The following is a 13,625-nucleotide window of genomic DNA, read 5'->3' on the forward strand; positions in this document are numbered from 1 at the left end:
GGTTAGAAATCAGCCGGCGGATTGGCGGTGCGACGGTCGAGCTTGATGAACGGTCGCGGCACCACCTTGGCCCGCTTCATCAGCTTCTGGTACTGCAGTTCGCGCATGGCGTAGATCTCGACCCAGAGATCGTCGACGATCGTATCGCCGAACGGCCGCGCAAGCGAGGCGATGGCGATGTTGCGCTTGGCCATCGGCGACCACATGGCGGCGCTGACCAGCCCGACCTCCTGGCTTTTCCTGTAATAAACCATGGCGTGCTCGGCCGGAATGTTGCCCTCGATCTCAAGCCCGACCAGCACATGGCGAAGACGCTTCTTCGCCCGCGCGCTGACAATGGCACGGCGGCCGTTGAAATGGCCCTTTTCCAGATCGATCATGAAGCCGAGACCGATCTCGTCCGGCATGCGCAAGCGGTTGGGCCGAACCGCGTGCCCGGAGGTCGTGAAATCCGCATTGGCAACGATCAGTCCGGCTTCGAGCCGGGCGCGGTTGAGTGCCGTATAGCCGATGGCGCGGATGCCGCGCAGTTCGCCGCCCAGCATCAGCCGGTCCCACAGGCTGAGGGCATGTTCAGCCGGTACGAACAGCTCGTAGCCGAGATCGCCGGTGAAGCCGGTGCGCGAAATAATGACCGTGTCGCCGTCATGCGGGAATTCGGCAATGTCGAATAGCCTGAGTCTTTCGACCCCCGCGAAACGGGCATCGCGCAGCACTGCGAAGGCGGTCGGTCCTTGCAGCGCCAGGCCGGCGACGGCTTCGGTCTCTTCTTCGACAGCTACGTCGAGACCAATCGCGCTGTCGAGCAGCCAGGGCAGATGCCGCTCCTGCGAGCACAGCCGGAACCGTGTCGGCGAAAGCCGGAACAGCGTGCCGTCGTCGAGAACGAAACCGCCGTCGTCGCACCAGGCGGTGTAGTGGACACGGCCCGGTCTCAGTTTTGTCACGTCCCGCAAGGTGACGCGGTTGAGGAAGGCTTCAGCGTCTGGTCCCTCGACGCGGTATTTCGTCATCGGCGAGATGTCGAACAGGGCGGCCTGGCTGCGGATGGCGAAATATTCGAGCTCCTCGTCCCACAGCGAATGCGGGGCACGATAGCCGGCCCAATTGTACCAGTCATTGGTCCTGGCCAGCGCATCTATGCGCGGCTGGAACGGCGTCCCGGGCCGCAGCGTGCGGAAATGCGATTGCGCTGCGGCGCGGGAGCTGGATGGAGCGATGGCGGGTTGCTGATTCATGGCCGTGCTCTACGGCGCCCCCCTCTGTCCTGCCGGACATCTCCCCCACAAGGGGGGAGATTGGCTGTTGCCCCGGCTTTCGCCAACCGGCAACGTTCCAGGAATGAGCGCGGGCGTCGAAGCTGCCGATCTCCCCCCAAGTGGGGGAGATGTCCGGCAGGACAGAGGGGGGCGCCGTAGAGCGCAGCGTCGATCGGCTGAAACATTCCCTTATCCCTTCATCGCAATGATACGTTTTGCAGCGTTCAGCCCGGGCGCGCCGGAGACACCGCCGCCCGGATGCGAGCCGGCGCCGGCGAGGAACAGCCCGTCGATCGGCGTGTCGTAGCCCGACCAGCCGGAGACAGGACGCGACACCAGCATCTGGTCGGCCTGCAGTTCACCGTGATGCCAGTGACCGCCCGGCATCCGGTAGCGCGCCTCGATGTCGGCCGGCGTCAGCAGCTCGGCATGGCGAACCGTCTTCCCGATTCCCGGTGCATAGGTCTCCAATTGAGCCATGATCACGTTGAGGAATTTGCCCCTGCCGGCGGTCCAGCCCTCTCTCAGCGCATAGGGGGCATATTGCACCACAGCCGACAGCACGCAGGCGCCGTCGGGCGCCAACGACGAATCGGTAAGGCTCGGCAGCGTGATCTCCATGACAGGCTCGGGTGAGAACTCGCCGTATTTCGACGGGTTGAATGCGCGCTCGACATGATCGGGAGAGGGGGCGATGACCAGACGGCCTCTGTGGCCGGCGGCATCGACACCGGCGAATTGCGGCGGCCGGTCGAGCGCCAGATTGAGCTTCGCCGCATCGCCCTTCATGCGGATGTTCTTTACTTTTCGGATAAAGCCGGTGTCGATCTCGAGCGGCCCGACAAGGTCGAAAACAGTGGTCGCCGGATTGATGGCGGAAACGATCGTTCTCGCCCGGATTTCCTCGCCGCTGGCCAGTGCGACGCCGACGGCTCGGCCTTTCTCGACGATGATCCCTGCCGCCGGCGTATTGGTGCGGATGGTCACGCCAGCCTTTTCCGCCGCTGCGCGGATGGCTGAAACGACCGCGCCCATGCCGCCTTTCGGCAGGATTTGCGCGCCGGCAGCGCCGCCGGACTCGCCCGCCAGGCGATAGTAGAGGCCGAGCAGCGAGGTCGGCGAGCGCGGGCCGAGATGGCAGCCGAGCGTGGCATCAAAGGCGAGCAGGCCCTTCAGCCGGTCGTCGGAAAGCTGCTCGTCGAGCAGGTCGGAAACGTTCATCAACAGCACGCGCAGGAAATCGCGCATGTCCTCCTTGCCGAGCTTTTTCAACGCCAGCCCGGTCTGGCCAAGCGATGCCGTATCGATGAGAGACATGCCGCTGAGATCGGGCGGGCGGCGCGCAAGGAGCGGCTTCAAGATGCCGGTATAGCGCAGCAGTTGCGCGCGCAGGTCCTTCCAGGCGGTCTGCCCGGTGGAGCTGGCGCCGGTCAGCACTTCGCCATAGGCGCCATGCAGGACAAGCGGCGGGCCGTCTGTCGACAGTGCCACGGACGGCACGAAGTCGCTACGCGCGATTTGCAGCCCGAGCCTTTCCAGCTCCAGCGTCTTCACCACATCGGGATGCAGGCGGTTCAGCAGATGGGCGATCGACGAGACGCGAAAGCCCGGTGCGAATTCCTCGGTACGCGACGCACCGCCAACGTTGCCGGCGGCCTCAAGCACCAGCACCATACGGCCGCTCTTGGCCAGAACGGCGGCCGAGACGAGGCCGTTATGGCCGCCGCCAACAACGATTGCGTCAAATGACGTCATGGGCCGGGCTCATATGCTTGGTCGGCTTGGCGAGATCGGACAGGATCTCGGCTGCTGCATTGCGGCCAGGCGCGCCCATGACGCCACCGCCGGGATGGGTCGAGGAGCCGCACATATAGAGCCCAGCGACCGGCGAGCGGTATTGCGCGTAGCCCGGCACCGGCCGGTTGAACAGCAACTGATCGAAGGTCAGCTCGCCCTGGAAGATATTGCCTTCGGTGAGGCCGACCTCGGCCTCGATCTCGCGCGGCGTGCGTACCTCCATATGGACGATGCGGTCGCGGAAACCCGGCGAATAGTCTGATATCTGGGCAATCACGCTTTCGGCAAAACCATCGCGGTCGGCGTCGGTCCAGTCGCCGCCGTTCACCTTCGGTGGCGCGTACTGCACGAAGCAGCTCATGAAATGCTTGCCTGATGGAGCCATGGTCGGATCGAGCGTCGTCGGGATCACCATGTCGAGGAAAGGGTCGGCCGACCAGCGCGCGGCCTTCCAGTCGTCATAGGCGCGCTCCATGCGCTCCATCGAATCGGTGAAATGCATGTCGCCGCGATAGACCGGCGAATCCTTCGGCAGCGCCGGAAATTCGGGCAGTGAATCGAGCGCGATGTTGACCTTGCCCGACGAGCCGCGAATCCTGAAGTTCCTGACCCGGCGCAGGAAGATGTCGGGCAGTTCCTTTTCCTCGACCAGTTTCAGGAAGGTGCGTTTCACGTCGGCATTGGAGACGACCAGCTTGCCGTGGATCTCTTCGCCGCCGGCCAGTACCACACCCCTGGCCTTGCCGCGCCGGATCGTCACATGGTCGACCTCGGCGCCAGTGCGGATGGTGCCGCCCGAGGCCTGGAAGGAAGCGGCGAGCGCCTTGGTGACCGCGCCCATGCCGCCGCGTGCATAGCCCCAGGCGCCGACCGAGCCGTCGACCTCGCCCATATAGTGATGCAGCAGCACATAGGCGGTGCCCGGCGACATCGGGCCGAGCGCGGTGCCGATGATGCCCGACAGCGCGAAATTCGCCTTGATGACGTCGGTCTCGAAATACTCGTCGAGGAAGTCCGAAATCGACATGGTCCAGAAGCGCAGCGTCAGCGCCATTTCCTCTGCGGACAGCCCGGCGAACTTTTTGCCCAGATACAGAAGCTCGCCAAGATCGCGTGGCCGAAAACTGGTCGGATCGGGCGCGGTGCGCATCAACAGCGGCTGGATGAAGCGGCATTGCCGCGTCACGTCGCGCGCATAACGGTCATAGGCTTCGGCGTCGCGCCTGGAAAAGCGGGCGAATTCGCGCCGGTGAGCATCGTGGTCGCGGTAGTTGGCGAGATAGTCGCCATCCCTGGTGAACACCGCTCCGCCCTCATAGGAGATCACCTGCAGGCCGAAGCGCGGCAGTTCGAGATCGCGCATGATCTCAGGGCGAAACAGGGAACAGACATAGGAGCAATTCGAATAGAGAAAGCCGGGCGTCAATTCGCGGCTGGTGGCGGCGCCGCCGACCCACCCGTTCTTCTCGACGACCAGCACGTCGAGCCCGGCGCGCTGCAGGTAGCAGGCATTGACCAGGCCATTGTGCCCGCCGCCGATGACGATCGCATCCCAGGATTTCATTGTGGCCCAGTCTTCATTTGTGCCCACTCTTTCATTTGTGGCCAAGTCTTATTTGTGCATGGCGCCGCGTGTGATCGGCCCCGAAGGCGCGGAATTTGCCATGGCCGTCGCCGTTTTGTCCAGCCATTTTGAATGAATGTTCAACAAATGATGTTGCGTTTTCGCCGCCATGCGCTAGGTTTTGCCACTATTCGAATGGGCTTGGAACTGAGGTCCGATGATCGAAACGCCAGATGCCGAGCCGGAATATGACGACACCGCCATCCGCTTCCTCGAGGCGCTGTGGGGCGACGGCTACCTGTCGCCGGGCGGGCCGGATGAGGTCGACCGGATCGTCGAGGGTGTTGCGCTCAACGGCAAGTCGATCCTCGACATTGGCTGCGGCTCCGGCGGCATAACGCTGCATCTGCTCGAGCGCCATGGCGCTGCCCACGTTACAGGGTTCGATGTCGAGCGGCCGGTGATCGAGGCGGCCAGGCAAAGGGCGGCGGCACGCGGGCTTTCCGATCGCGCCAACTTCGTCCAGACGCCGCCCGGGCCGTTGCCCTTCACCGATGCTTCCTTCGACGTCGTCTTCTCCAAGGATGCGCTGCTGCACGTGTCCGACAAGGATGCGTTGTTTGCCGAGATCTTCCGTATTCTGAAGCCGGGCGGTGTCTTCGCTGCCTCGAACTGGATGATTTCGCATGACGGCGAGCCGTCGCCTGACATGAAGGTCTATGTCGCGGCGGAAGGCCTGTCCTTCGCCATGGCGTCGCCAGCCCGCTATGCGGCGGCGATGCGCCGGGCAGGCTTTGCCGACGTCACTGTGCAGGACCGCAATCCCTGGTATCGCGAGGTCGCGCGCGAGGAACTGAGCCGTCTCAAAGGTCCGCTCTACCCTACGGTTGCGGCTGCGGTCGGGGCGGCCTATGTCGACAAGAACATACGAACCTGGGAAGCCATGCAGAAGGTTCTTGACAGCGGCGAGCACCGTCCCACTCATCTTCGCGGTCGAAAGCCGGTTGGATAGCCGGCGATGCTGGAGACAATCACGCCCATGAAGACAGCAGAGGCCAGAGAGGCCCTCCCTGAATCGGCGCGGAAAAGCGAATCCGAAAAGCGCGGGCGCAAGGCGTCTAAGGAGGTCAGGCAACTGCAGCTGATCGAGGCGACAATCGATTCGCTGGCCAAGCGCGGCTATTCGGAGACGACGATGGCCGATGTCGCCGATGGCGCCGGCCTGTCGCGCGGAATTGTCAACTTCCACTTCGAGAGCAAGGAGAAGCTGCTCGTCGCAACGCTGCAATACATGGCCGACGAATACGCCGCGCACTGGCGCGCCGCCTTCACCAGGGCTGGCGACGATCCTGCCCGCCAGTTGCGGGCTCTGGTTGCCGCCGATTTCGATCGCTCGATCTGCAACAAGCGCAAGCTGGCCGCCTGGTGCGCCTTCTGGGGCGAGGCCAAGTCGCGTCCGACCTATCAGGCGCTGTGCGGCGCGCGCGATGCGGCTTACCAGAAGATATTCATCGACCTTTGCGCGACGCTGAAGGAGGGCGGCGGCTATGCCTATGAGCCGCAGGTCATGGCGCTGGCGCTCAGTGCCATGCTGGAAGGGCTGTGGCTGCGGCTGATGATGGGCACCGAGAACGTCACCCGCGAAACCGCACTGCAGGCGGCGAACGAATTCCTGTCGGCTGCCTTTCCAAAGCATTATCCGTGGCCAACGGTCGGCGACGTCAAGACGGCATGAAATCAAAAAGAGGATGGAACAGCAATGAAGCATATCACCCGACGTCTGACACTGACATTGGCACTGGCCGGGACGCTGGCAGCCTCGGTCGCAGCGCTGGCTGTTGCCGCGGACAAGGACCTGATCGTGTTCGACTGGTCCGGCTACGAGGATCCCGGTTTCCACCCGAAATACGTCGAGAAGCATGGCGATTCGCCGACCTTCACCTTTTTTGGCGAGGAGGAAGAGGCGTTCGCAAAAGTCCGCTCCGGCTTCAAGGCCGATCTCGGCCATCCCTGCTCGCAAAGCGTGGTGAAATGGCGCGAGGCGGGTCTGCTGCAGCCGCTCGACACCTCGAGAATATCAGGATGGAAAGACCTCAATCCCGGCATCATGGCGATGAAGGACTTGACCACTACCGCCGACGGCAAGGCCTGGTTCATGCCTTGGGACTGGGGCAATACGCAGCTTACCTACAATTCCGACCAGGTCGACGAGAAGGACGTTCAATCGCTGAAGGCGTTGGCCGATCCCAAGTTCAAGGGCAGGGTTTCGATCGGCGACAACGTCGACGATGCATATGCGCTGGCTTCCCTGGCGATCGGGCTCAAGGACTGGACCAAGATGACGGCCGACCAGTTCAAACAGGCGTCGGACTTCCTGCGTGAAGTCCACAAGAATGTTCTCTCCTACTGGACCGACTCCACCGATATCGTCCAGCTGTTGAGCGGCGGCGAGGTCGATCTCGCCTGGGCGTGGAACGACGCGGCGGTGCAGTCGGTCGCCGCCGGTGTGCCGATCAAGGCGAAGAAGGACACCGACGAAGGCATCTCGACCTGGGTCTGCGGCTATGTGCTGTTCAAGGATGCGCCGGGGAATATCGACAAGGCCTATGACTATCTGAACGCGGTAAACGATCCGGCAGTTGCCGACGTCCTGGTCAAGGACTGGGGCTATGGCCAGGCCAATGCCAAGGGCATGGCCGGCGTCGATCAGGCCGTGCTGAAGGAAAAGGGCTACGACGACGTGCAGAAATTCGTCGACAAGACGCTGTTCCAGGCGCCGGTTCCCTCGGATCTCAAGCTCAAGATGATCGCCGAGTTCGAGAAGATCAAGGCCGGCTATTGAGAAGCGGGATCGATAGAACCGAAATCGTCATTGTCGGCGCCGGCTTCGCCGGTCTGTCGGCCGCGCATGAGCTGAAGAAAGCCGGCATCGATTTCCTGCTGCTCGAAGCGCGCGATCGCGTCGGCGGGCGCGTGGAGTCCAGGCGGAACGGGCTCGGCGAGCGGATCGACAGCGGCGGCCAATTCCTTTGCCAGGACATGCCGGAATTGATGGCGCTGTTGCAGGCGCGCGGCAAGACCCTGGTCGAGACCTATGTCGAGGGCGAATTCGTCACGCAGCCGCGGATGAGCGAGGCGGAAGCCGACCGAACCTATCTCGCCTCGATGGCGATCCGCGACCGCATGAATGCGATCGCGCCGGATGATCCTGCCATCGCTGGACTGACCGTCGCGGCATGGCTTGATCGCCAGCATGATGCCGAACAGGCCAAGGCGGCCTTCCGCTCGATGATCGAGGGCTTGTGGTGCCAGGCGCTCGAAAAACTGCCGCTGTGGCATCTGATCGACAACGACCGCCGCATCACCAACGAGGTTTCGGAACTGCAATATTTCGTGCGCGAAGCCATGCAGTCGCTGGCCGACGATCTGGCCGGCGATCTTGGCGATCGTGTGCGGCTGAGCACGCCGGTTGCGACCATCGAGCACCGGTCGAAAGGGGTTCGCCTGGTTTCGGCGAGGGGAGCGGTCGAAGCACGGGCGGCGCTGGTTGCCGTGCCGCCGATGATGGCCTCGAAGCTGGATTTTGCACCGCCGCTGCCGGCGGGCCTGAGAACGGCGCTCGGCGTCTGGGAAAGCGGAGCGGTGATCAAAGTTCTGGTGCGCTATCCCCGACCCTTCTGGCGAGCAAGAGGCTTGAGCGGTGTGGTGATGTGGCGTGACCTGCCAGGGCTGTTTGCCTGTGACGCCAGCAAGGACGACGGTTATGCCGCGCTGGTCGTCTTCGTCGGCGGGCCGCTGGCCCTGCGCTGGGGTGAGCTCGGCGATGCGGCACTGCGCACCGAGGTGACGACGAGGCTGGAGGACGCGCTCGGCGCCGAGGCCGCCGACATGCTCGATTTCAGCTATCGCGACTGGACGCATGACCGCTGGAGTGGCGGCGGTTACAGCGACCTCATCATCGATGCGACGGCGACCGACGCCGAGCGCATCATCCTGGCCGGCGCGCCGCCACTGCATTTCGCCGCGTCCGAACTGTCACCGTCTTTCCCGGGCTATATCGAAGGCGCTGTTGTGGCGGGGCGCATCGCTGCACGAAAGATCATCTCGGGACGTCAATCTGCCATCGCCACCAGCGCCTCGGGGTCGTAGGCGAGGCGGATCGAGGTGCCGACCGGGATGTCATCGGCGCCGAAATCGTTGGTTTCGGTCACCGACAGCGGTTTTTCCAATCCCGGTATCTCGACGATCAGATGGGTGATCTCGCCGAAGTAATGGCGCTCGACGACCTTGCCGGCCACTTCGAATTTCGCCGTCGCGTTGTCCCACAATACGCGCAGACGCTCTGGGCGGATGCCGAGCGTGGCGGCGCCGCCATTGCGGACGAAAGCCTTCGGCTTGTCGGTGTTGACGCGGCCGAAGCCCAGCGTGTCGACGACCAGCGAAGCGCCGCTCTCCTCGACGATCTCGGCCTTGACGAAATTCATGCCGCCGAGGAAGTCGGCGACCTGCCGGTTGACCGGGCGCTGGTAGATCTCCTTGGGCGAGGCGACCTGCGCGATCCTGCCGCCGAACATCACGGCGATGCGGTCCGACATTGCCAGCGCCTCATACTGGTCGTGGGTGACCAGGACGAAGGTGATGCCGACCGCCTGCTGCAGGCGGCGCAACTCCACCTGCATCTGCTCGCGCAGTTTCTTGTCCAGCGCCGACAGCGGCTCGTCGAGCAGAAGCACTTTCGGGCGCATCACCAGCGCACGGGCCAGCGCCACGCGCTGGCGCTGGCCGCCGGACAGCTCGGTGGCGAGGCGCTTGCCGAGGCCGGTCAGCGACACCTGGGCCAGCGCCTCTTCGACGCGGCGCGTTTCTTCCGACCGTTCGAGCCTCAACCGCTTCAGCCCATAGGCGACGTTCTGCTCGACATTGAGATGCGGGAAGATCGCATAGCTCTGGAACACCATGTTGGTTGGCCGGCGATTGGCCGGGATGCCCTCCATCGACTGGCCGTCGACTGAGATCAAACCGCTGGTCGGGTTATCGAAGCCGGCGATCATGCGCAACAAGGTGGTCTTGCCGCAGCCGGACGGGCCGAGCAGCGAGAAGAATTCGCCCTCCTTGATGGTGAGCGAGGCATCGTCCAGCGCCTTGAACGAACCATAGAAGCGGGTGACATCGCGGATCTCGATCATCGGGCGTTCGGTTTGCTGGGATCGTTCGGCCGCGTGAGGTGGTTCGGTTTGGCGCCGCTCAGGCATGGAGGCCTCCCTCGTTCTGGGTGCGTCTTGCTGCGCGGCGGCGCAGGACTTCAGCGATGGTCATCAGCAGGAAGGAGGCAGCCAGCAGCAGCGTCCCCAGCGCCAGAACGCCGGGCAGCTTCGAGGCGAAGCGCAACTGGCCCCAGATATAGATCGGCAGTGTCGCCTCGGTGCCGGTCAGGAAGAAGGCGATGATGAACTCGTCGAGCGAAATGGTGAAGCAGACGAGCAGGCTGGAAATGATGGCCGGTGCCACCATCGGCAGCGTCACCCGTCTAAAGGTGCCGAAGGCGCTCTCGCCGAGATCGGCGGAGGCCTCCTCCAGGCTGCGGTCGAAGCCTTCGAAGCCGGCGGTCAGCACGGTCATCGAATAGGGGACGCAGATCAGCACATGGCCGAGCACGATGGTGAACAGCGACAGGCTCAAACCCAGTTGCAATATCACCAGGAGCATGGAGATGGCGACGATGATTTCGGGCAGCACCAGCGGCGCCATGATCAGGCCGTTGATGGCGCGACGGCCTGGATAGCGATAGCGCGTGATCGAGCGGGCGGCGAGGATGCCAAGCACTGTGGAGAGCATAGCGGCCGATACGCCGACGACCAGGCTGTTCCAGGCGGCTTCAAGCAGCGCCGGGTTGCGCGGCAGGTCCTGGTACCATTTGAGGGTGAAGCCGGAGAGCGGGAATTTCGGCGTCGCGGCGCTGTTGACCGAAAAGATCGGCAGGAAGATGACCGGCAGATAGAGGAACACGACGTAGACAAACGCATAAGCCGACAGCCAGCCGCTGGCCAGGAAGCGCCGCATCGCCGTCATCGCGCCAGCCTCATCGCACAAGCCTCATCGCGCCAACCTCTGGGCAGCGCGGATGATCACCACGGTGGCGCCCGCCATCAGCGTCACGATCAGCATCGTGGTGACCGAAAGCGCCGCACCCAGCGGCCAGTTGGAGGCCTTGCCGAATTGCGCCTGGATGGCGTTGGCGATCATCACGCCGTCCTTGCCGCCGACAAGCTTCGGCGTGACATAGTCGCCGACGGTCGGGATCATGACGATCAGCGCCGCCGAAATGACGCCGGGCGCCGACAGCGGCAGCGTCACGCGCAGAAAGGAACGAATGGGACCGTCGCCAAGATCCTTGGCCGCCTCGATCAGCGTGCGGTCGATTTTTTCCAGCGAGACGAAGATCGGCAGTATGGCAAAGGCCGCCCAGGCATGGGTCAGCGTGATGATGACGGCGCTCGAATTGTAAAGCAGCGCCGTCGACGGCTCGTCGATGATGCCAAGCCCCAGCAAGCCGGAATTGAGCACGCCGTTGTAGCCGAGGATGACCTTCCACGACATGACGCGCAGCAGGTAGCTGGTCCAGAACGGGATGGTGATGAGGAACAGCCACAGGCTTTTGTGGCGGCCGCCGTGGAACGAGATGAAATAGGCGATCGGATAGGCGAGCACGACCGTGAAGAAGCTCACCATCATTGAGATGTAGAGCGAGCGCCAGAGCAGGTCGCGATAGATCGGCTCGGTCAGCGCAGCGCGGTAGTTTTCCAGCGTGAAGCTGCGATCGATGGTCAGGTAGTTCTGCGTCCAGAACGAGTGGGCGACGACCACCAGGATCGGCAGGACCAGAAGCACCAGCGCGTAGAGGAAAGTCGGGCTGATCAGGGCAAGGCCCTGGACGGGTTCGGACTGCAGAAGGGCATTTCGCCTGGCCCGCATCATGCCAAATGAGGGCGATCCTTCCGCAGCCGCCGTCATTGCAGGCCCTCGGGCAGGGCGGCCCGAAGCGCAATCTCGGTTGCTGGCGCGCATTGTCCTGGCATGCGGCGTCCCATTGCTAGCGCACCGGCTGTTTGTTCCCAATTCAATGCCCAGGACGCAATCGCTGATCGCGTCCCGCTTGCCGGCTTTCTTTCATCATGCGCGCATCCGTGGATTGAAATCAAGCGCTATTTCTGCAATATTGATTGAACGGACATTCAAAATATGGCGAGGAACGCCGGTTTTTCCGGCGCTTGGCGCCAAGTTTCGTGTCCGAAGAAATTTGCGATGAAAGGATGCGAGGCGACAGATGGCGGCTGCAAGAGATTTGAGGGCGGAAACGGCTGGGCCTGGCGATGCCGTGGAGCTGGCCAAGGGCCATCTCGTCCAGCCCTGGCCGTTCGCCGGCTCGGTCGGCGCAGAGGCGCGCGCCCTGATCGGCGAGGGCGACGGCATCTACATCACTGACGGCACCGGCAAAAAGCTGATCGACGGGCCGGCCGGCATGTGGTGCGTCAATATCGGCCACCGCCGCGAGGAGCTCGCGAAGGTCATGTACAATCAAGCGATGGCGCTGTCCTACAACACTCCGTGGTATACGATGAACGCGCCGTCTGCGGAACTCGCCATGCGCATCGCCGGTCATGCGCCCGGCGACCTCAGCCATGTCTTCTTCACCACCGGCGGCTCCTCGGCCGTGGAGACGGCGCTGCGCTTCATGCAGTTCTACAACAATGTCCGCGGCCGCCCGGAAAAGAAGCTGATCATGAGCAGGGGCGGCGCCTATCATGGCTCGACCTATCTGTCGGCCTCGCTCAACGGGCGCCCGCGGACACGCGACTGGATGGACGGTGCCGACGATCTGGTCGTCAAGCTGTCCTCGCCCGATCCGTTCCGCCGCCCGGCCGGCATGAGCATTTCAGCCTTCGCCGATCTCCTGGTTGATGAATTCCGCGATACGCTCGCCCGCGTCGGCGCCGACAGGATCGGCGCTTTCGTCGGTGAGCCGGTGCAGGCATCGGGCGGCGTCATCGTGCCGCCAGATGGCTATCTAACGCGCATCCGCGAAATCTGCCGCGACAACGACATCCTCTATGTTTCCGACGAGGTGGTGACCGCCTTCGGCCGGCTTGGTCATGTGTTTGCTTCCGGCGACGTCTTCGGCATCGATCCGGACATGATCACCTTCGCTAAGGGTGTGACGTCAGGTTACTTCCCGCTCGGCGGCGTCATTATCTCGGAGCGGCTGCTGGAAGAACTACGCCGCTCGAACCATCCGGACGCCATGTTCGGCCACGGATTGACCTACACCAGCCATCCGGTCGGCTGCGCGGTGGCGCTGAGGAACCTCGATATCCTCGAAGACAGCGTGCTCGCGCATGCGCGAGAAGTCGCGCCGTATTTTCAGGCGCAACTGAAGACGTTGGAGGAGGTGCCGCTGGTCGGCGAGGTGCGCGGCCTGGGGCTGATGGGCTGCGTCGAATGCGTCGCCGATCGCGAAAGCAAGGATCCGCTGCAGCTCGACAAGGATGTCGGCAAGCGCATCGATGCGCATTGCCATGAGCTTGGCCTGCTGGTCCGGCCGCTGATCAACATGTGCGTGATGTCGCCGCCGCTGATCATCATTCGCGAGCAGATCGACGACATGGTGGCGATCCTGCGCGAAGGCATTTCGCGGACAATGGACGATTTGAGGAAAGAAGGGGTGTGGCAGGGGTGAGCTTCCTTCTCCCCGTTTACGGGGAGAAGGTGCCGGCAGGCGGATGAGGGGCGACGCCGATGTTGGCGATTAGTCTCTCAGCACAGTCTAGCAAGTTACTGCCTGTCTAAAAAGATACCGTCGCAAGCTCAGTGCTGCCCCTCACCTGCCTGCCGGCATCCTCTCCCCGTATAGTGACCTATCATGTTCACACATCTCTGCCGAGATTGATCGATCACGAGGGAACGTGCTGGAAAAGCGAGTTTTTTCAACGTCGGCGGTCGCGCGCTGC

The 13,625-nt window shown here is 63.3% G+C and carries 11 protein-coding genes; 5 read left to right on the top strand and 6 right to left on the bottom strand.

All coding sequences use genetic code 11. The features are described from left to right. Window positions 1-2: 2 nt before the first annotated feature. The 3 genes from NMG80_RS11510 to NMG80_RS11525 all read right to left on the bottom strand — a co-directional run bounded on the left by NMG80_RS11510 (window position 3) and on the right by NMG80_RS11525 (window position 4,620). Window positions 3-1,238, bottom strand: coding sequence for an aminomethyl transferase family protein (locus tag NMG80_RS11510; protein ID WP_254018196.1), 1,236 nt, complete (start codon window positions 1,236-1,238; stop codon window positions 3-5). 210 nt (window positions 1,239-1,448) lie between these two features. Continuing rightward, the gene (locus NMG80_RS11520) at window positions 1,449-3,014 is read right to left on the bottom strand and encodes a phytoene desaturase family protein (protein WP_254018197.1); all 1,566 of its coding nucleotides are present in this window, start codon (window positions 3,012-3,014) and stop codon (window positions 1,449-1,451) included. Further along, on the bottom strand, window positions 3,001-4,620 hold the full coding sequence (locus tag NMG80_RS11525) for a phytoene desaturase family protein (RefSeq protein ID WP_254018198.1): 1,620 nt from the start codon (window positions 4,618-4,620) through the stop codon (window positions 3,001-3,003). The genes NMG80_RS11520 and NMG80_RS11525 overlap by 14 nt, the downstream gene beginning before the upstream one ends. A gap of 217 nt (window positions 4,621-4,837) precedes the next feature. Here NMG80_RS11525 and NMG80_RS11530 point away from each other — a divergent pair, with 217 nt between their 5' ends. The 4 genes from NMG80_RS11530 to NMG80_RS11545 are packed head-to-tail and all read left to right on the top strand — an operon-like array spanning window position 4,838 to window position 8,769. Beyond that, on the top strand, window positions 4,838-5,632 hold the full coding sequence (locus NMG80_RS11530; RefSeq protein ID WP_254018199.1) for a class I SAM-dependent methyltransferase: 795 nt from the start codon (window positions 4,838-4,840) through the stop codon (window positions 5,630-5,632). A 6-nt stretch (window positions 5,633-5,638) separates the two neighbouring features. Further along, window positions 5,639-6,355 (top strand): transcriptional regulator BetI, encoded by a 717-nt coding sequence (betI, locus tag NMG80_RS11535; protein ID WP_254018200.1) that lies wholly within the window; start codon window positions 5,639-5,641, stop codon window positions 6,353-6,355. Window positions 6,356-6,379: 24 nt separating this feature from the next. Next, window positions 6,380-7,462: an ABC transporter substrate-binding protein gene (locus tag NMG80_RS11540; protein ID WP_254018201.1), complete on the top strand. Its 1,083-nt coding sequence runs from the start codon at window positions 6,380-6,382 to the stop codon at window positions 7,460-7,462. Further along, window positions 7,459-8,769 carry a flavin monoamine oxidase family protein gene (locus tag NMG80_RS11545; protein ID WP_254018202.1) on the top strand — a complete coding sequence of 437 codons (1,311 nt, stop codon included), beginning with the start codon at window positions 7,459-7,461 and terminating at the stop codon, window positions 8,767-8,769. The genes NMG80_RS11540 and NMG80_RS11545 overlap by 4 nt, the downstream gene beginning before the upstream one ends. Here the strand turns inward: NMG80_RS11545 and NMG80_RS11550 are convergent. The 3 genes from NMG80_RS11550 to NMG80_RS11560 are packed head-to-tail and all read right to left on the bottom strand — an operon-like array spanning window position 8,733 to window position 11,631. Continuing rightward, the gene (locus NMG80_RS11550; RefSeq protein WP_254018369.1) at window positions 8,733-9,806 is read right to left on the bottom strand and encodes an ABC transporter ATP-binding protein; all 1,074 of its coding nucleotides are present in this window, start codon (window positions 9,804-9,806) and stop codon (window positions 8,733-8,735) included. The two genes, NMG80_RS11545 and NMG80_RS11550, sit on opposite strands and share 37 nt — an antisense overlap. Window positions 9,807-9,864: 58 nt before the next feature. After that, the gene (locus tag NMG80_RS11555; RefSeq protein WP_254018203.1) at window positions 9,865-10,689 is read right to left on the bottom strand and encodes an ABC transporter permease; all 825 of its coding nucleotides are present in this window, start codon (window positions 10,687-10,689) and stop codon (window positions 9,865-9,867) included. A 24-nt stretch (window positions 10,690-10,713) separates the two neighbouring features. Continuing rightward, window positions 10,714-11,631 carry an ABC transporter permease gene (locus NMG80_RS11560; protein WP_254018204.1) on the bottom strand — a complete coding sequence of 306 codons (918 nt, stop codon included), beginning with the start codon at window positions 11,629-11,631 and terminating at the stop codon, window positions 10,714-10,716. A gap of 313 nt (window positions 11,632-11,944) precedes the next feature. On the opposite strand from NMG80_RS11560, the gene NMG80_RS11565 reads away from it, so the two are divergent. Next, window positions 11,945-13,354, top strand: a complete 1,410-nt coding sequence (locus NMG80_RS11565; protein ID WP_254018205.1) for an aminotransferase — start codon at window positions 11,945-11,947, stop codon at window positions 13,352-13,354. Window positions 13,355-13,625 lie beyond the last annotated feature (271 nt).

The sequence above is a fragment of the Mesorhizobium escarrei genome (genome assembly GCF_935825525.1).
GTDB classification, from domain to species: domain Bacteria; phylum Pseudomonadota; class Alphaproteobacteria; order Rhizobiales; family Rhizobiaceae; genus Mesorhizobium; species Mesorhizobium escarrei.